Origin of the sequence: Cohnella panacarvi Gsoil 349 (assembly GCF_000515335.1) — a bacterium.
Taxonomy (GTDB): Bacteria; Bacillota; Bacilli; order Paenibacillales; family Paenibacillaceae; genus Cohnella; species Cohnella panacarvi.
This window is the reverse complement of the sequence record NZ_KI911563.1, coordinates 15,735-34,927: the sequence shown is the minus strand read 5'-3', so window position 1 is coordinate 34,927 and position 19,193 is coordinate 15,735. Positions and strand designations below refer to the sequence as shown.

Annotated in this window: 17 protein-coding genes and 1 tRNA gene; 6 read left to right on the top strand and 12 right to left on the bottom strand. The window is 49.1% G+C overall.

Annotated elements, in window-relative coordinates:
* Nucleotides 1-68: 68 nt before the first annotated feature.
* The 3 genes from COHPA_RS0100165 to COHPA_RS24905 all read right to left on the bottom strand — a co-directional run bounded on the left by COHPA_RS0100165 (nucleotide 69) and on the right by COHPA_RS24905 (nucleotide 1,485).
* Nucleotides 69-365, bottom strand: coding sequence for a DUF1292 domain-containing protein (locus COHPA_RS0100165; protein WP_027084160.1), 297 nt, complete (start codon nucleotides 363-365; stop codon nucleotides 69-71).
* 117 nt (nucleotides 366-482) lie between these two features.
* Nucleotides 483-1,070: a hypothetical protein gene (locus COHPA_RS0100160; protein WP_027084159.1), complete on the bottom strand. Its 588-nt coding sequence runs from the start codon at nucleotides 1,068-1,070 to the stop codon at nucleotides 483-485.
* 220 nt (nucleotides 1,071-1,290) lie between these two features.
* The gene (locus tag COHPA_RS24905) at nucleotides 1,291-1,485 is read right to left on the bottom strand and encodes a hypothetical protein (protein ID WP_084760191.1); all 195 of its coding nucleotides are present in this window, start codon (nucleotides 1,483-1,485) and stop codon (nucleotides 1,291-1,293) included.
* A 186-nt stretch (nucleotides 1,486-1,671) separates the two neighbouring features.
* Between COHPA_RS24905 and COHPA_RS0100150 the strand changes: the two genes are divergently transcribed.
* The gene (locus COHPA_RS0100150) at nucleotides 1,672-2,430 is read left to right on the top strand and encodes an MBL fold metallo-hydrolase (protein ID WP_027084157.1); all 759 of its coding nucleotides are present in this window, start codon (nucleotides 1,672-1,674) and stop codon (nucleotides 2,428-2,430) included.
* A 232-nt stretch (nucleotides 2,431-2,662) separates the two neighbouring features.
* A tRNA-Val gene (locus COHPA_RS0100140) sits at nucleotides 2,663-2,738 on the top strand.
* 67 nt (nucleotides 2,739-2,805) lie between these two features.
* On the opposite strand, the gene COHPA_RS24105 is transcribed toward COHPA_RS0100140, so the two are convergent.
* On the bottom strand, nucleotides 2,806-3,828 hold the full coding sequence (locus tag COHPA_RS24105) for a YbjQ family protein (protein ID WP_027084156.1): 1,023 nt from the start codon (nucleotides 3,826-3,828) through the stop codon (nucleotides 2,806-2,808).
* Nucleotides 3,829-3,982: 154 nt separating this feature from the next.
* Here COHPA_RS24105 and COHPA_RS0100130 point away from each other — a divergent pair, with 154 nt between their 5' ends.
* Nucleotides 3,983-4,219: a PLD nuclease N-terminal domain-containing protein gene (locus COHPA_RS0100130; RefSeq protein WP_027084155.1), complete on the top strand. Its 237-nt coding sequence runs from the start codon at nucleotides 3,983-3,985 to the stop codon at nucleotides 4,217-4,219.
* A 139-nt stretch (nucleotides 4,220-4,358) separates the two neighbouring features.
* The gene (locus tag COHPA_RS0100125) at nucleotides 4,359-5,231 is read left to right on the top strand and encodes an S-layer homology domain-containing protein (RefSeq protein ID WP_156926571.1); all 873 of its coding nucleotides are present in this window, start codon (nucleotides 4,359-4,361) and stop codon (nucleotides 5,229-5,231) included.
* Here COHPA_RS0100125 and COHPA_RS0100120 read toward each other — a convergent pair whose 3' ends face one another.
* Together COHPA_RS0100120 and COHPA_RS0100115 are read right to left on the bottom strand one after the other, a co-directional pair.
* On the bottom strand, nucleotides 5,232-6,044 hold the full coding sequence (locus tag COHPA_RS0100120) for an SPL family radical SAM protein (RefSeq protein ID WP_027084153.1): 813 nt from the start codon (nucleotides 6,042-6,044) through the stop codon (nucleotides 5,232-5,234).
* Nucleotides 6,041-6,757, bottom strand: coding sequence for a uracil-DNA glycosylase (locus COHPA_RS0100115; RefSeq protein ID WP_027084152.1), 717 nt, complete (start codon nucleotides 6,755-6,757; stop codon nucleotides 6,041-6,043). Before COHPA_RS0100115 ends, COHPA_RS0100120 begins: the two co-directional genes overlap by 4 nt.
* Nucleotides 6,758-6,949: 192 nt before the next feature.
* Here COHPA_RS0100115 and COHPA_RS26375 point away from each other — a divergent pair, with 192 nt between their 5' ends.
* Nucleotides 6,950-7,036, top strand: a complete 87-nt coding sequence (locus tag COHPA_RS26375) for a putative holin-like toxin (RefSeq protein WP_425393698.1) — start codon at nucleotides 6,950-6,952, stop codon at nucleotides 7,034-7,036.
* A 147-nt stretch (nucleotides 7,037-7,183) separates the two neighbouring features.
* Here COHPA_RS26375 and COHPA_RS0100105 read toward each other — a convergent pair whose 3' ends face one another.
* The 6 genes from COHPA_RS0100105 to COHPA_RS24095 all read right to left on the bottom strand — a co-directional run bounded on the left by COHPA_RS0100105 (nucleotide 7,184) and on the right by COHPA_RS24095 (nucleotide 18,064).
* A complete protein-coding gene (locus COHPA_RS0100105; RefSeq protein WP_027084151.1) occupies nucleotides 7,184-7,384 on the bottom strand; it encodes a hypothetical protein in 201 nt (66 codons plus the stop codon).
* Nucleotides 7,385-8,126: 742 nt separating this feature from the next.
* Entirely contained in the window at nucleotides 8,127-8,390 is a 264-nt protein-coding gene (locus COHPA_RS0100100) for a hypothetical protein (protein ID WP_035119760.1), read from the bottom strand.
* Nucleotides 8,391-8,394: 4 nt separating this feature from the next.
* On the bottom strand, nucleotides 8,395-9,744 hold the full coding sequence (locus tag COHPA_RS0100095) for a pre-toxin TG domain-containing protein (protein ID WP_027084149.1): 1,350 nt from the start codon (nucleotides 9,742-9,744) through the stop codon (nucleotides 8,395-8,397).
* 64 nt (nucleotides 9,745-9,808) lie between these two features.
* Entirely contained in the window at nucleotides 9,809-10,915 is a 1,107-nt protein-coding gene (locus tag COHPA_RS0100090) for an S-layer homology domain-containing protein (protein WP_027084148.1), read from the bottom strand.
* Between the two features lie 51 nt (nucleotides 10,916-10,966).
* Entirely contained in the window at nucleotides 10,967-15,718 is a 4,752-nt protein-coding gene (locus COHPA_RS24100) for a glycine-rich protein (protein WP_027084147.1), read from the bottom strand.
* Between the two features lie 1,197 nt (nucleotides 15,719-16,915).
* Nucleotides 16,916-18,064: a stalk domain-containing protein gene (locus COHPA_RS24095; RefSeq protein WP_027084146.1), complete on the bottom strand. Its 1,149-nt coding sequence runs from the start codon at nucleotides 18,062-18,064 to the stop codon at nucleotides 16,916-16,918.
* 332 nt (nucleotides 18,065-18,396) lie between these two features.
* On the opposite strand from COHPA_RS24095, the gene COHPA_RS0100075 reads away from it, so the two are divergent.
* Entirely contained in the window at nucleotides 18,397-18,813 is a 417-nt protein-coding gene (locus COHPA_RS0100075; protein WP_027084145.1) for a VOC family protein, read from the top strand.
* Nucleotides 18,814-19,193 lie beyond the last annotated feature (380 nt).

Genomic DNA, 19,193 nt, shown 5'->3' with positions numbered 1-19,193 from the left:
GCCCGGCAGGTCGATCAGACCTCCTGGACTAGCCCCTTATGGTATGAAATGGCGGGCAAGACGACTCTTTAGCCGTTATTGTTCTCTTGGGCCGCGAGCTCTTCATACACCTTCATGACTTTCTCCCACTCTTGATCGTCTTCGATGTTCACGAGAACTTCATCGCCGTCCTCTTCCTCGATGCGGAATATAACGCCGTCATCTTCAGGATCGTTGCGATCAAGCAACACCGCGTACGCTTGGTCGCCCGTCTCGAATGTATAGACAAGCACCATCTCGTGCTCGTTACCGTCCTCGTCCGTTACGACGAATACCATCTCGTCGTGTTCGTGGTCGCAATTCTCGTCGTGGATATGGTCGCTCATGGAGAACCTCCGTTTAATCGGTTGATTTTACCTACTCAAGTATCGTATCACTTCCCCTATCACCGGTCAAACGAAAGCGCCTCCTATCCCTAAGGAAGGAAGCGCGGCGTGACGCGGTTATTTGGAATTGGTGACATTGATGACTTTCTCGGAAACGACTTGGTAGTTGCTCTCCCCTTCGGGCTTCATCCAGAATCGGACCACATATTTGCCAAAGCTGTCGAACGAATACGTCATTTCCGTCTTGAAGTAGAAATTTTCTTTGCCGACTTCGGGGAAATCCTTGTCGCTGCTGGAACGTCCGTCGATCCATGTGCTCTCTCCGTACGGATCGTCGATCGTTACTTTGAACGCGCTGATATCGACCTTCAAGCTGTCGATCTGGGAGTATACGATGAAATTGAACTTAGCTTTCGGCGCGTCCGTGAACATGATGCCGTCTCTTATCATCATCATATGCACGTTAGGCTTGTAAATCGTTACATTCTTCGAGCTGTCGTCCAAAAGGAAAATGCCGTCGAGCTTTTCGCTTATCGTCTTAGCCGACAAATAGGATTTGCCGTCCACGATTATACCCGCGTCGTCGACCTCTTTCTTATTCACTAGGACACGCAGCTTTTGAACGACCGTGTCAGCCGCATATACGGCAGTCCCGCTGAACAAGGCAATCGCTAACGTGGAGATCAACAGCTTACGAAATTGCATGCTACTATCGCCGTCCTTCCGACTCGCTTTCCTGTCTGTATTTGGTTATACCGACAATGGGACAGAAAGTTGCGCGGGCGAACCATTTTTTCTTCAAATTAATCGATTGCCCGCGTACTAACGGCTACAAGCCGCTGTCGGAACGTAGCGAAGCCTGCGCTTGCCCGGGAAATGCATGCAAACAAGCGGTACCGAATACGATCGTAACCTTTACAACAATCTATTTACGCCGAGGTAACGTTAGAACGCACGGCACGCCGCTGCCCATCTCGCCCGGCGTGCTCATTCGCGCTAAATACTTCAACCCTCGCGCGCACGGGGTTTTGCATACGGCACACACGTCGGACGTCACGATTCTCATTTGCGCTTTTCTGGAATCCGCCGACTGAGATTTCTTCTTCTTCCCTTTCGCCAATCGGAATCTACCTCCCGTTACGCTGAACAGCAATGAACCTGCCTTCGATCAGCCTATGCGGGGACGTTCCGCGGCGCTACATTTTGCCTATGCGGTTGCTTACGATTTTGTCTTTTTTAACGAGGTAAAATATGGTACAGTAAATCAATGAAACGTAACGCGGACAGGCGCTAGGGAGGCAGTCGATTGAACGTACAAATGTTGGGGACAGGAAGCGCTTTCGCTAAAGCATTCCATAACAATAATGCTCTATTTACGTTGAACGGCCAAACCTTGCTGGTCGATTGCGGAATTACGGCTCCAAAGTCGCTATACGAGCTCGGAATCACGTTCGACCAGATCGATGCCGTACTGTTAACGCACATTCACGCGGACCATATCGGGGGACTTGAAGAATTCGGGTTCCAGATGAAATTCATTTATAAAAGAATGCCGAAGCTATATATCGCGGATACGCTCGTCGAGACATTATGGGAGTCTTCCTTGAAGGGCGGCATGTATCAAGACGAGATGCCTTGCCTCGAGTCGTACTTCGATGTCCATCCGATGTCGGAGGGGACTGACTGCGAAGTGCTGCCGGGTCTTCGGATTAAGCTTATCCATACGTCCCACATTCCCAATAAACCGAATTACTCGCTCATCGTTAACGACCACTTCTTCTACTCCGGGGACATGGTGTTTAATTACGACCTGTTGCGATCGCTGGTCGAAGAACAGGATATCCGTCTTATTTTCCACGATTGCCAGCTCCATCCGCCAGGCGTCGTCCACGCATGCCTGTCCCAGCTATTGACGCTGCCGCCCGACATACAGAAGATTACTCATCTGATGCATTACGGCGATAATCAGCCCGAATTCATCGGCCGTACCGGCTTGATGACTTTCATCGACCAACACGCGAAGTACGGGATCGATCCTTTAACTTTCGCCCTGAATCGGCTATAATAAAGCAGGATTCACGAACGGGAGGATGTTGAACGTTGGTTACGACTTACATCATCGCAGGCGTCATTACGGTACTCATCATATGGCTCGTTCTTGCCGTCACGAAGAAAGCCTATTCCCGCAAGTGGGAAGACGACGAGAATTAATCGGAACAAATTTCAAGAAATGTGTTGACTTACGTCGCCCAAGTTGATACTATATTAAATGTCGCTGTTGACGTAAGTCACTGTTTGATCTGATAGCTCAGCTGGGAGAGCACCATCTTGACAGGGTGGGGGTCACAGGTTCGATCCCTGTTCAGATCACCATAATCAAACGCGACGAACCCTTGAGGAATCAAGGGTTCTTTTGTTTTTATTCTTTCCTCGCTCTTGGTCAAACCTTGAATATCAGTTTTAACACGTATCTTGTTTCTCTTGCGGCTGCTTTGGCATATTCACTACTTACTTCATTTTGAAGGAACCCCATGATATCGTGATCGCAACTTTTACAATAGGTTGCCGATGTTTTGTTTACCTTCCCGCATCTGCACTCCCATTTATCCGAGTCAATATTTTTGCCTTGCTGCTTAAAGTTATTGCTTATTAACTGATCTATCGCTTCCAACGTATCTATATCGGATGGACTGTAACGTTTTTTCTTCCCTGACAACAATCGTAAACCGCACTTCTGTAACGGCATTGATTCGCTATTTAAAAGCGAAATAACCCTCTCATAATCTACGAGATTCGCATCAACTATTAGTTTAGCGACTCTTTGAGTCCCTTTAACGTTTGCTAAATTCTCATAGAGATAGGATTTGGAATGTTCTTCGATTTCCGAAAAGTATTGCGGCGAGTTTTTCATAACGTCATCTTCCACGTAACCGTCATAGCTCAAATAATGCTTAAACACTACTTCCATGACCTCGTGAACTCGTTCCTGAACAATATAATCCCACTTGCTATGCAACTCGTCCGGATTTCTTGTAACCGAATGAATCAACCTCTGTCGGTTCAACTCGTATGTAAATTTTTCAAGCACGACTTCGTTCTCCGTCGTTTCTTCAACCAATGTAATACTGTTAGAATTAGCGGCTGTTCCCGTAGCCGTAACCATAAACATTTGCTTGCCTTTACCCGAAATTTCATCATGGTCGATTTTAAAGCCAAGGATTAAATTCGCTCCAACCTTTTTGGCTTCCGCTTCAAGCTGTGAGATTACTTCATCGTAGATACTTTTCAATTGCGAGTTGTATGAATTCGACCTCCCTCCAAACATATCGCTAAAGCTCGCTGCCCAATCGGAGAACAATCCTGTACCTGTAACCACTCTCGCAGAGATTACTCCTTTATATTGGTCGATCTTATGACCGTCAATGCTTGAAGTCGTTGTAATAAGCACATTTTTAGATGCCATATGAACCTCCGAGTCATTTGTCGTATCATAAACTATTTTGGATATTTTTGTATGATTTAGTATACTTCATCAATCTGAATACAGCAATCCCCCGCAACCTCTACCCCGATCTCGCGTATGTTAATCATCAAACCTTAAAGAGGTGTCGCCTCGCATGCAGTTCAATGATGCAGCCGGCTTCGGCGGTATTATCGCATTTTTCTTGTTCCTGTCGCTCATCTTCTTCATCATCCATGTTGCGATCTGCGTATGGGCCTACCGGGACGCGATCCGCAAAGGCAGAAGCCAAGAGTTCGCCCTGCTCGTGATCGTGGCGTTGTTCTTCTTCCCGATCCTTGGATTCATCGTCTACTTGCTCATCCGGAACGACAACTATTCGCGGTATCGATAACCGCGTAATGGTCAGCGGCCCCCCGAGCTTAAACTCGGGGGCTTCTTTTTTATCCATCATGTTGCAACATTATCCGCGACTCTCGCGTTTAGGGTGTACGAATGAAGAAAATAAGGAACAAACCTGGGAGGAATTCATCGTGATTAGAACTTTAAGGAGACCCGTACTACTATTGTTGCTCGTCGCCATGTTCAGCGTAGTTGCGAGCGGAGCCGCTTACGCGGACTCTAAATCGACTGGCGCGAAAGCGAAACCGAACTCGATTACCGTGTCGTCGGCCGTCTCGATGATCGTTAACGGATTGCACCTGAACATCGACAATATCCGTTTCATTAAGGAACCGAAAGCCAGCGATTACTATACGAAAGTCAAAGACTCCGCGCCTTACGCGTACGATTTCATCATCGCGCAATTCACCGGTCTGGAGCTGCCGAAGGACATCGACCCTAACGCTTACGTAACCCGCGAACAATTCGCCAAGTGGTTGTACGGCGGACTGAGCTCGACAGGCGAATATGCATGGATCGAAATTTTCGTAGACCTTAAAGACGCGAACAAAGTATCGAAGGGGTACATGGACAGCATTCAGAAGCTGCTGATCGCGGGGATCGCATCGACGGACAGCCATAACCGGTACTGGCCGAAGATGGACGTGACGAAACCGCAAGCGGAAAGAATGGTGAAAAAGGCGGCGGCATTCGCGGAGCAACATCATCCCGCTCCGAATCCGGAAATCGGCATCTTATCCGACGTGAAGCTTAACGTGGAGAAGTATGCGGACGGCGTGGATCGCGTTACCGTGAGCGCGCAAGTTCCGCATCCCGGCTACGGACTGGACATCGCCAGCGTGGATTTCGTTCAAGGCACGGCGGTCATCTCGTATCGCGTCGTACAGCCGGATCCTACGGCGCTGTACCCGCAAGTCATCTCGGAAGCGAAAGCATTTGCCTTTATTCCTACGGGAACTAAAGCAAGCCTCGGCGAGCAGGTTCCATCGGAGCCGAGAGCCTAATCAACCCCGCAAAGGCGTGGGCGCGAATCCTTCGGCGCTCACGCCTATTTCATGCGCCGGAGCGAGCTTGCGGAGCTGCAGGACTAACCGTTCAACGACGGATGGATCGTACCACTCCGCCAAGCCGTGCTCGGCATGCATCCCCCTCATGCCGAGCGCCTCGCTTCGCCGTCCCCCGCTGCCGTCCCCTTGAAAATAATCGTCGACGACAATGCGAGGCGCGAGTTCTACGAGTCTGACGGCGAATTCCTGCGTATGCGGCAAAATCGGAGAAACCGCCGCTTGAGTCGCGACACCGGCTTCCCGCAATTCGCGCAGCGCGCGGAACCTTGCGGCGAGGGGCGGCGCGGACGGCGTAAACAGGCGCCGCACGTCCTCGCGATCCGTCTCGATCGTCATGCTTACGCGTACTGCATCCCCTAACGTGCGCAGCAGCTCCAGATCCCGCGTTACAAGCGGACTACGCGTCTGCACGAGCACGAAATTCGGCGGTTCTTCCGCCATCGCTTTCAGCAACGACCGCGTTATCCCTAGCTTCCCCTCGAGCGGCTGATAAGGGTCCGTAGCCGACGAGAAGAACACGGTTACGGGCCCTTTGCGTTTGACCGCTGAGATTTCTTTGGCCAGCTTGCTTGGATCGGCCTTTTTGGGCTCGGCCCAGCTCCCCCATGGTTCGCCTCGAAATAAGCCGACAGGCAGCCGCCTAACGTAGCAATAAGAGCATCCGAAAGCGCAGCCGACGTATGGATTGAGCGAATGCGTATAACCCGATAGAAACCCCGACGTAGGCGTAAGCCACCGCGCGCTGCTCATCGCTCTTCTTCCTCTAGTTCCGGAATGATCCAATCGATCTCGGGAATGCCATGTTGCCGTAGGAACGCGTTGCACTTGGTAAAAGGGCGGCTGCCGAAAAATCCGGCATAAGCGGACAACGGGCTCGGATGAACCTCTTCGATGACGAGATGCCGCGAACGGTCGATATATCGTCCCTTATCCTGCGCCTGTTTCCCCCACAACACGAACGCGATCGGCCGCTCGCGCTCGTTCAACGCCCCGATCAGCTTGTCCGTGAACGTCTCCCATCCCAGCTTGCGATGCGCGTTCGCCTGCCCCTCTTCCACGGTCAGCACGCTATTGAGCAACAGCACGCCTTGTCTGGCCCAATGCGCAAGACAGCCGTGCGCGGGAGGCGGGCAGCCGATGTCGTCCTGCAGTTCCTTATAGATGTTGCGCAGCGACGGAGGAAGCTTCACGCCCGGCAACACGGAGAAGCTCAGCCCATGGGCTTGTCCTGCCCCGTGGTAAGGGTCCTGGCCTAGAATAACGACCTTTACGTCCGCATAGGGGGTCAGCTCCAGCGCCCGGAACACGCGATGCGCCGGCGGATATACCGTTCGCTCGGCATATACAGCCTCGAGCTTGCTCATCAGAGTCTTATAGTAGCGCTGCTGCATCTCTTCGATCAGGATCTCCTCCCAATCGTTGTGTACCTTTGTCATCGATAGATTCGTTGTAATCGTGTCCATCTCCATTCACCGCCATCGTCTAAACCGCTTACTCTCAGCATATCACGAAATGACATCGATCGATAAAAGGTTAGTGTCGAATAAACAAGCAAAAATAGGGCCGTTACAACTTACAGAATAACCCATACGATTATATAGTTAAGGTGCAGCTTGCGGCAGGCGGACAGCTCTCCCTGAAAGGAGGAGTCTGTAATGGACGTTTTTCAAGCTCTGTCCGTCATCTTCGCTTTTGGTTTATTCCTCATTTCCTTATTGACTTATATCGAAAAGAGGAAATGACCGTTAAGCCGATCGCCGCCGGGCGCTGAGGACCCATACTGACATAGAGCCGCCGCCGTAAGCCGCTGAGTTAGATCGCCGGGCGATCTAACTCATTTTCGCGATCGCGAAGAACCTCATCGGAGGTCGATGAGGTTTCGCTGACCGCTATTGTTCCTTGCTCTCTTCGTGACCCTTCCGACTCCGCCCCGCGAATTCCTCCCAATACGGATAGGTCTGCCAAGTAAACCGCTTATCGTATTCCGCGGTGTCCTTCCGCACCATTCTTGTAAGCGCCGCCATCACAATGAAGATGATCCCAAAAAGACCGACAAGCCATACCCATAAGTAGATAGCCGAATCCCTCAACGGAAATCCCCTCGCTCTCGTAGCTTTGCTACATTTGTACGTCGGACGAGGGGAAAAGATCACTGTATTTTGTTTTACCGTGTTGGCGCAGAACTCTACTCGTCTTATATTGGACGATGACACACTCTAGAGCTTGAATAACAACCAACGTTTCGTTGTATTTCTCCTGAACAAGTGCAATTAAATCGCCTAAAAGTCTTTTAACTGTTTGTCCATTTTCATCTACTCCTTAGAATGCCTTCAAGAATTTCTATTTGCTCCATCTGTTACCCCTCATCTCATTGGATTAGAGAAACTAGGGGAGCACGCTGTTACCGCGTTACTTCTTAGTGCGTACCCAATATCGATAAGTCGTCGCTTGAAGATTTACTAGCGACGGCATCTGTATGCCATTAACGACATGAACATGGATACGGCACAAGGCTAAGGCTAACGGAGAGCATGCACATACTAGGGTTAAAAAAGAAAGGCGCCGGGCATCTTCCCGGGCGTCCTCTTCGTTTGAAATTGTCCATGAACGCTTGCCAGCCTGTTTTTCGATCGATCTGTCACTTAATAAGGTATTACATGGGTTATATATGTTATTGGTTGAATGATTGGTTCATTAGGCACTAGGTAGCCCCACCGAAGAAAAAACCTTGAGAGTCAAATGAAGTGCACCCCCTATGGTAGACAGTTGAAATAATAAAACTGTTTATCATTGGGGGAGCACTTCAAGCACTCGATCAAGGTTTTCTTAATGTTAATCCCCTTTCTGAAACCGTTCAATCCATTCTTTGATATCTTCCTCAATGTGTAAATACTCAGTTGGAGAATCCTTTAAGTCTATGCCTGAGACAACATCGAGATACTTCCAGATGGTCAAGTCCGATTCTTTTAATCCATCCGCATCCATAAATAATCGAGTACAAGTTTCAGCCCAAGTGGATACCTCTTCTCTTGTTAAGGTTCCATCGAGTACCATATTGAGACGTTTTACAATTTCTTTTATAGTTGGCTTCTCCATGATCTCACCATTTTCCAATATAGTTTCCACTTTCATCAAATTGATAATGCGTTTTATCAGGACCAAGTTGTGGCCTCACTTGTCTTATGTTGCCTGATGAATCTAATGTCTCATGCCAAGTTCTAACATTCCCCGTTTTGGGATCTAACTCTTGTACCACGCGTCTTCCAACCATTTCTCCCGGTTTTTTTGCTGCTTCCACCTCACCATAATATCTAATTCTACCATCAGACAGTTCAACTCGGGAATCAGGCCCATAACGTTCAGTATATTTCAAGTCTTTTTTCAGTAAGTCAGCCTTAAATGCACTGTTTGCACCATTACCCGCACCCTCAATCACTCGCCCAACATCAACCGCTTCATCTACAGCCGTTAACGATTTATAGCCTTTGTACAATCCCCTGCCGCCCTTGATGGCAGGAGCGATGGCTCCCGCGATGCCGAATCCGTAGTCCCATCCGTTAAGCTCATCGCCTGTTACGAGATTCTCGCCTGTCCAAAGCTCGATCGCCGACTTGACTTGGCCGATAACGGGAAGCAGATCAAGCGTCAGCGATCCTATCACCTTTTGTTCCTGACGGTACATTTCATACGTTTGCACTCGACCGTTGATATAGTTCTGAATGTTCTCCGCTTCCGCTGCGTCGATCGGTTGGAACGTTCGCGGATCGTAGCCCTGTTTGATTGCGTAGATGAAGAAATCCGTATAATCGGACTCTCTCTCATCAAGAACAAATCCAGGAATGAGCATAAGATTCGAGACATAGTAATACTCGCCGACCAACTGCTCCAGCTTACTGAAATCCACTTGCATTCGGTTTCCGTCAGCGTCGACGAAGTAAAGCGCGTCTACGCCCGGAGTTTCTCTGTCATATTCGCCGAGATACGCCCGATAGTCAATCGGCTCCTCCGGCGCGGGGCAGGAATTGGCCGGAGGAACGGCATTCGCTTTCGCTTGCTCCGCAAACCGCTGTCCGTCCTCGCTTGCCAACCATTCGGTTAACGCGTTATAGGCATCTCCTACGCCGTCGAACAAATTTTCCAACCACGATCTGCGATGCCTTCCCGTTATTTCGCCGACTTTGCTCTTGATTTGCCCTTCCGCGCTGTCGTATTGTTCGATGGCTCTCCGCATGAAGTCGCTTATATTGTACATTCGATCTTCGAGCCCGCGCAATCTTTGCGTCGCGTACGAGATTCGATATTGAAGCTGCCTTCGGGCCTTGATCGCCGGATCCACGCCATATGCCGCGGAAGATAGTCGAGCGGCCGCGTTAGATAAACTAGACGATAACTGCGAATGTCTGCTTCTAAGTTGCTCTACCGTCTTCAAATCGATTTTGAAAGATGACATGCCCACCCCTCCTTCCTTTAGGTTAGGTATGCATTGAAGGACTCCCCAAAGAGAAGCCCCATAGTTACCACGTTACTTTCAAGATGAAGCCTTCGTCCGCCTTCTTAGATGCTCCCGTATTCAATGTGTAGGTTTGGATGCGAACAGAACCGGTGCCGGACTTCAGGGAATTGACGACCTCCGGCGTAAAAGATAGAACGCCCGTATCTTCGTGGTGATGGCCTTCGTGTCCTGACAGGTCCATTACAAGCCTATCTAAGAGTCGGCTCGAATCCGGCGTCATCTCGGTCCATGTAAATCTGACGTTCGAAGCTCCCGCCACTACTGAAACCGGACGGGCTTTATTCGATTTAGCGTCTTCTTCCGTTCCTAGGGCGTCTAGGCTCACGAGTACTTTTCCTCTAAGTGATACTTCGCCGGCAGAGCCATGGAACTGCAGCAAGCGCCGCATCACGGCGATGGCTTGCTCCCGGGTGTAGTTGTCTTGGGGTTTGAACCCTTGAGTCGTACCTTGGAATAACTTCAGATTGCTTGTCATATCGACCGCGTCAAGCGCCCATTGAGCAATGGATTTGCGATCTGAATAGGGGTAATCTTCCGTCGATAGATTCGCTGTCTGGATGCTCTGGAGCAGGTTGGACATCATCATGGCAGCCTCTTGTCGGCTGATGTTGTTCTTAGGTTTAAATTTCGTCGGACTAACTCCGTTGACGATGCCGAAGCTATACGCTTTGGTTACGTCGATACTGTCGGTATCCTCGAAGTGATGATCCAGAGCGGTTTGAATAAGTCTCGTTCTCCCTTTGCTCATAAAATCCAATACCGATACGGTTAACGACGCGAATTCTTCCCGATCGATATAACTTTTGTAATTGAACTGAAGCCGCTCGGGGACAATTCCGTTGATGACCATCCAATCGACATCCTCTTTCGCCCAAGCAGAAACCGCCTTGTTGGAAGTATCCACCGCTGCAGGAACAGGAATATATTCCACATCCGGATACCGATCGTTAGATTGCTTCTCCTCTTCCTGCTTCGCCAGCTCTTCCGCATTATTGGAGCTGTTCTGGGGGATGTGAACGGCTTTCGTTGCCGCACCCGCGAATGGAGCCGACGAAGCGAGGAGCAATGCCAGGAGCGCAAGCATCGTAATGAATTGGATTATTTTCATACGACTACACTTCCTTCTGTGAATGAAGGGGGCCGGAACCCCCTCTCTTCTCTAGTGGGTACCTGAAACTTTAAGATCGTCGGCAGACGATTTGGATGCAGAGTATACGGCGATCACGGGATGCGGAATACCGGTCAAAGGCCATGAGACTCCTGCTACGTTCAGACTCCCGTTACCCGATCCCTTGTATTGCAGCGTGTAAGTATCGCCGACTGCCTTGATATCCGCCGCCAGGACGATTACTCCGGTGTTATTCCGAAGAGCCTTAATATTGGCTTGAGTCGGCATCTGGTTTTTCCTTACGACTACTGCCGACGACGGCAGGACGTATGAGAAGTGCCATCTTTGAGCTTGCATTCCGTATTCGAGCATAGCTAGCCGATTGCCAGGATTCTTATTGAGTCCGTTTGTCGCGTCTCGACCGATGTACGTGCGATTGCGGCCTGTGAGCTCTAATAACTGAGAAGTTCCGTACATATAGCTGCCGGAAGGCTCGGCGGCTTTTCCTACTGCGGAATCGCCTCCGGTCTGTGCGAATAACGCCGCGATCGTCGAAGTCATATCGCTTTCGTTAGTCGTAACATTCCGGCGTTTATCTTGCGCCTCCCAATCCAATCGAACCGGATTTGCATAGTCCGGCGCGGATTGGCCACCGTCATTCTTGTTGATCAGCTTGTACATCCCGTCAACGTTCATGTATACATCTACAGGAGTAATACCGCCGTTCTGCAAATTCACATGATAGAAGTAAGGCGTAATCTGCATGTTGCTGTAATAGTTGCCGATCGTCTGAATGTCGGAGAGAACTTCGTACCCGAATCTTAGAGGCTGGTTCCTGAGCGCCGGGATGCTATTCTTCTCCGGAGACAACGGGAACGCGATCGGATTCTGCTCTAAGTGGCCTAGCATTCCCCAAGTATTCAGGAACCTCGTGCCTGCCGATACCGGCTCCCCTCTAATGTTCACCGTATCTCCGATGATCCATCGCTGTACATTCGGATTGACTTGAGGCACGACTTTCGGAACCAGCCACTGTGTCGAATCAATCGGCTGCTTGAACAGGTTCGAGAATCTAAAGTCCCCGGTGTCTTCAATGACCATGTTCCCGATCCTGCCTACTACATCGACTTGGTACTTCTTGTTCGTGCTATGCTTGGCCGCATAAGGTCTCTGAGCGTTATACCTTACCTTGTTCGTAGGCGTATCCCCGTCTTCGATCTGTGAATTGATGGCTATGCTCTTCCATTCGACCATAGCGCTAATCTTCTCTCGGTTAGCCAGCGGCACATAGAAATCGTACAGATATCCAGGGCTCGTAACAGGGAGTTGGATCCATTCATTCGCTTTGTACATCGTGTTGTTATAGATCACGTTAAAGTCGAACTTGACATACTTCGCTTTGGTCCATTCCGTAGTGTCCATTCCGTCCGTGAAGCCTTTGCCTCTGATCTCGGTCGTTTGCGCCCAACCCCATTGACCGTTACCGAAGAAGTCTCCCGTATTCGGAAAATAAAGCTGGAACCCGTAATCGAGAAGTACGAAGTTGCCCGGTGTGTACCCGCCCGCCGGAGTATTCGGATTGACGGTTACAGCCTTCAGAATGTAAGCGTCGGAAGGAGGCGAAGTGTCGGAGCCGCCGGCCGTAGTCGTAATGACTTTCGTAGGAATACCTACTTCTTCTACCGGCGGCAAAGTAATGACAGCCATTCCGTTGCCCGATCGAATCCCCGCTTGCATAATTCCCCCAACTACTCCGCCTATGTAACCTGAACCGCCTTGGCTAGAAGCACTGGACCCGTCCGTACTCGAGTATCCGCCGTAGTACCCTCCACCGCCAGGACCTACGTTGTTCGAGCATCCGTGCGAATAAGACTGCCCGGACCCGAGAGAATAGCTAGCGGCGCTGTTATTGCCGGATCCGCCTGAAGCGTCACCGCCTCCGCCTCCGCCGCCAGCTACGATGATCCTTTCGGACAAAGAATAACTGCCAGTCCTAATATCGGTCGCTCCACCGCCGGTAATGGTTCCCGAACCGTTACCGCTCGAAACACCGCCGCCGTTATAGGAGTTTGTGCCGCCTACTTCGACCGCGATCTTTTGTCCGGCGACAAGATTTATGCTGCCTTTCGAATAGCCGCCTTTACCTCCATTGGAATATCCGCCTTGAGCTCCCCACACTTCCAATGTATACGTCCCGTCTCTTGGGGCTGTGAAGTACTGGGTCGAACCCGTGAAATTGAACGTCTCCGTAGAACCGGACTGCGGAGCCACATAGTCGGGGTTAGGCACGACTTGCGTTACTTCGACGGAATCGACGGCCACGAATTCCTGCAAGCTCATGTTCTTCAAGGATAAGTTATCCGCGAATAGATGGTCTCTACCGTGAGACGTATCCTTATTGTCGCCTTTGACCATATGGATCCGAAGGTACGCGGCATTGGACGGAGAGGTCATCGTGAACGACTTGCGAGTTACCGTTCCCGTGTTCACGACTTTGTCGGTCGAACCTGCGCTGACACCTGCATATTGATGACCAGCATCATAGAAGTCGAGCGCGAAATATCCTTCGCATCTGTGACAGCTTATATCGCCTTCGAACTTGTACACCGTGTTCGGCTTAACCGGAATGTCCTTCCAATAACCGCCATTCGTTCCAGAGACGGCTACGGAGTTGATCTCGAAAGTATGGACCCCAGGACCGATCACCCATGTATCCCCGGTTCTGCTCGTGAAAGCGATATTCGAAGCGCTGCCCTTCGCAACCCACTTGTTCCACCCGGCGACGGTACCATCGACGTTAATGATCTCCGCGTCCGGGTTAGGGATGATGTTCTGCCTATAGTTAGGATCGAGCACTCTCTCGTACTCCGCCATACCTTCCTGCTTATTGCCTCCTCCCGGCGTCGTACGTTGATCCAGACTGCTCGGCAACGATATGACCGTCGCGTGTTGGACGGATACAGGGTCATGGATGACAACATCGTTCACCTTCGAGTGAATGGGCGAATAAGGCGACGTGAAGGTCAGACCGGTTCCTCCGTACGTTGCGTCGCTTTGAACAGGATACGCCGTAGGTTTGTTTTTCGGATTGTCGTTAAGGACGTTCCTATAGAACACGGTAGATGTTCCGGTCATGTACAGACCGTTCGACAACGTATCCGGAACATCAAGGTTCGTAGCCATAAGTCTCATATAAGGCGAAGGTCGTGGCGTTCTGTTCTTGCCTGCAGGCTTCGAGTCGAATATCGTGGCAACCGTACCCGTCGATCCTCCGGAATACTTGGCGGTCGGGGTCGAGAAGCTACCGTTGTACGAACCGATCTTGATCGTGGCAGCCTTGTCCCACTTCGCTGCCGATAAGGGATTGTTCGTCCACATCGTATCGAAGTCTGTTATCGGTACGTCCAACTGCTCCGTCACCTTAGCCGTATTCGACGGCTTCTCGAAGTACATGACTGACTGGTCTCCTGAGGAGGTCTGCAGGATCAAAAAGTCGGAGATGGCCGTAACGTTGCCGGTAATATTACGGCGTTCCGTGAACTTGGCCTGTTCTTTCTTAGGTCCGCTGTCCTTAGAGTTAGTCAGGCAATTATCGGACTCTCCTTCGCTCCAATAGACGCTGTCATGTTGATCCGTCTCTACGGAGTAGCGGAGCCGTCCGGCGGCACTCGTATCGGAGGCTGCTCTGTTATAGAAGAAAGTAGGATCTCCTTGAGTGATCGATGCGGTTATATCGTTAGTCCCGACGAGAGTAGCCATTCCATCGACTTTGGATCTTTCGATCTTCCAAACAACGGCTTTGTTGATCTTCATATAATCGAACGTTACCGTTTGCGTCCAAGTGTCGGTGTACCCTCCGACTTTGGTAGAAGGGTAGCCCTGCTGTATCCAACGATATTTCTGGCCCTCGATGGGGTTGCCTTCACTATCAGTGCCTTTGATATAAGATCCCGGTTCGAGCGTGACGTTCTCCGTATAAGGCGCGCCGCAAGCATCAATCTTCACTCTGGCCTCAGGCTTTGACGGCGGGGAGTCATTCTGCCATCCTCCCGGCTTTTGCTCCATTGCCCATCCGTTCGGCACGGAAATAAATTCCGATTTATACGACCGGGTTTGAGTTACTTTAGGAACATACTCCACCTGAACGTCCACGATGAACTCCGAGCCGCCGGACGCGAAATACAGACTTCTCGTCGTCGGCGTGCCGGACATCGCATCGAACGTTTCGTTCGAGCCGGTTCCCGAAGGCTGAGGCGAACCTTCTTTGATCTCCGAATAAACTTTAGGTACGCTGGAGAAGTCTCCAAATTCCCCCGGTTCAGGTCTGAACCATGTCAGAATAGTCGATTCCTTCGGACGACTGCACAGTTTACTCACTGTCGTTCCGGACTGATCCGTCGCCCAGATTCTTACATCCGCATTATAACGGAAGCTTACCCTTCCTCCTTCAGGGATCGGATAGTTCGTCAAGTCGTCATAGTAAAGAACTTTGCTTCCTGAATTTCCTTTGAGCAGGGATAGTAAATCATTCTTCGTTACGGATATTGCTTTCGCTTGATTCCAGGGAGTCGTCGTATCAAGATCAGGAGTGAAATTGCTGTTCGTCGACCAGATCGCGGCAGCTCCCGTATTGTTCAATCCGGATAATTCATAGTTGTCGTTCCGATAAGTTCTTATCTGAATCTTGAAGTTCGATTTGCCGACCACCCACTTCTCCCAATTCTCTATACTCATCTGATCGGTCTGTTGAAGATCGACTTGCATCGTTATTTTCTGACCGATCTTCGTATTGTCTGCCGGCACTTCGCCTTCTAACTTATCCTTATTAGGTATTGTTGCTGTGGTGAAGCAATCGCAGGTCGGATCAAGCGTGTAGACGCCAATTACGTACACACCCTTAATAGGTACGGGAGGTTTCCGTATCGTAGTAGAGGAATTTCTGACCCAGTCGGGCTCATCCGTCTCTTTCGAACAATTACTTTCCTCAGGGTCTTCCGATATTCGTGTTACATACGAACACTTGAGGAAATACGTTAAACCGTCTTTTCCCTTAATCGTCGGTTCGAACTCAATTGGTTTCCCAGTTAAGGTCATTGACTCATCATATTTCCAAGCCGGCCACAAATACTGACCATAACCGTCATCATCCTCCGGTCCGTACTTGCTTTTAATTTGGACGTCTGTTTTAATCGTCTCATTTTGATTTGACTCTTTAACGAACTTCTGAATGATCGGGAATGATCCCTTGTATTCAAGATTTACATCGTAATAAGCCCGGAAATACGTTTTATTGGCCCAAGACCTCGCATTCCGAATCTCGCTCAGCGTTTTTTTCTCAGGGTCATATAAAGTATTGTTCCCTTCCTTGATAAGGAAAATCGTGTTCAAGAAAACCGTTGCTCCATCTCTGATGTTCTCAAACTTCTCACGCTTCACCAACTCATTTGTGAAAGCTTCCTTGTTTGTTTCAAATTTCGCCACAAGAACCGATTCGGACGCGCTCGATCCGTATTCGACCTGCTCACATTCATTCATAGACCATAATTCTTTCGCAGTCAGGTTTATCCCCTTTTCTGCTAGGTAGTCATGTAAATAATCACAATCCCCTGTATCTTCAGGCTCTTCCCACATAGATTTATCAAAATCATTGTTCTTGTACAGATCTATACGGATATAGTCTTTATCTTTATCTCCAGAGAGCGGAGTACACTCCGCTCCTAGAGTATCCTTTTTGATAGACTTTTTATCTGTACACGTTTCATCTAGCCGTATAACAAAGGCTTTCGTCCCGTATCTTATTGAAGAAGATGCTTTCTTATTCTTAGTGACGAAGATTAATTTCCCGTCCTCGAACCATGCCCCGGTGGGATAGGAGTATTTTTTAGCAATCGTATCAGATTCAGCAGCTTCTACTTTTCCAGATGGGAATAACGGAAGGCTGCTGATTAACACTAATAATGCCATCAAGATTATTCTTAGTCTGCTCACCCTAATCCCCCCTTACTTTGCGGAGTCGATAGACTTATAATCTCGCGAGAAGGAATCCCCTGTAAAAGATATGTTTGTCAGGCGGCGTAGTCCTTGGTCAGGACCCCATATTACATTTATGATGTTCGTGTCCATGTGTACCATAGAATACCCGTCATACCATACACCTTTCTGAATTTTGATCGCTTCTGGATTCTGCCATCCATCCATAAAAGCTTTAGAAGTATCGTCAGCGGAGATAACCATGAACTTAAAATGAGTAGGGATATGAGAAATATTACCGAGAGTGAACGTAGTAAACGATTCAGGATCAGCATAACCCTTAGCAATCACTTTGTTCTGTTTGACCCATGCCACATATTCCTTAATGTACTCTTCATATTCATACCTATTGTGGCGATTCTTAGCGATTATTGTAGAAGCACTATTCATGAACGCATTAGTCAGCTTCTCTGCACTGATCGTGCGATAGTCGATATTCAGCGCTACTTCGTAATAACTGCGAATCTTTGCGCTAAGTATATCCGAAATTTCTTCGTATCTAATGCGATCCAAATGACTCTTAAGAAACTCCGAATTATGGCCAGGGTTGAATTCATAGAACCCATCAGCCTCAAGGTCAGTCACTACATATTTATAATCTTCTCCTTTATACTCCCGTCCCCATGGATCCAGCTTAACCTCGCCGGAGTCAACTTTTGCTTGATACTCCGCATCCGTAACGCGAACGGAATGAGCAGGTTCATCCCACTCGACATTGGAGCCGAGCACTTCGCTCACGAAACGGAGCGGTACCATCGTGCGCCCATCTTGGAACTCTGCAGCCGTATCCAGTTCTTGGGTTTGACCATCTACTGTAACTAAATTGGAACCGACAGGCATGCGAATGATTTTACCCTTGAAGTCGATGACGGCTGTTTGCGTGTCAACCTCCCATTTCACCTCGGCCCCCAACTTCTCGCTGACGAATCGAACGGGAACCATTGTACGCCCGTCCGTATTGATATACGGCTCGGTGTCAGGGAACTTTACTTTCAGGCCGTTGACGATCACGGGAATCATTTGCAGATCTTTACCTGGTTCTGCGGATACGGAATTCGATAAAATACTTCCCAATACGACGATTGCTAGAGCTGTTGATAAAGTTGATTTTTTAAACATTGGATTAAACTCTCCTTCGACAATGTACTCTTATACTAGTATATGGAAAGTTGCCCACTCTTTGAATAGGTAGTCTGCGAAATGTAAGTTAAAAGCCGCGAAATGGATATCTAAACTCGAAACAAGCATTTTCATGCCGCGAAATGTCGTTTATTGGCCTCGAAAAGTTCTTGACAAGATGTGATATTTATGGATATTGTCAAACGGTAATTTGTTGGTTGAGTGAATGGCTTCCGAACCCAGGAGACCGATGAATTCCAGGAGCGGCTGTCGTCTATATAATCGAGGACATCATTGAACACAAACTAATTTGACGAAGAGGGGTTATGATAATGGCATTAACGTCCGCATTCACGAGCTTCAACCTGCCTGTAAAAAACGTAGCACAATCGAAAGCGTTCTTCACCGGACTCGGATTCGGGCTCAACCCGCAATTCCCCGAAAACGAGGATTCGGCAGCCATCGTGATCGGCGACAACCTTCAAGTCATGCTGATCCATCAAGCATTCTTCAATACGCTCACGGAGAAGGAAACGGTCGATACGAGCAAGTATGCGCAGATGACGATCGCATTGGCCCTCGAGAGCCGGGAAAAGGTCGATGAAATCGTGAATACCGCGATCTCCTTGGGCGGGAAATTGCACGCTGAACCTGAGTATCATGGGTTCATGTATCATTGGGGCTTCGTGGACTTGGACGGCCATCTATGGGCCATTAACTGCATGAACATGGATACGGCACAAGGTTAGGGCTAACGGAGAGCACGCTCGTATTCGGGTTCAACAAGAAAGACGCCGAGATCTTCTCCGGCGTCTTCTTCGTTTGAAATTGTTCATGATCGCTTGCCAGCCTGCTTATCGGACAAACGATGACTGATTTAACAAAAAAACGATAGTTAATCAAATTTTTAAGTGCTTACTAACAAAGAGCACCGACCGCATAAATTCGGTAAGTGCCGAGATATTAGTATATCCACTGTCTACTTGGCGGGGTGCACTTCACTTATAGCAATCAAGGTTCATTTATTCAATGTAATGAAATCCAAACCCTTACTTAGCGTTTGGATTTATTCCTAGTTCTTGAATAATCTCATCAAAATTTCGCTTTGCATTATTAGTCCTTGTAATTA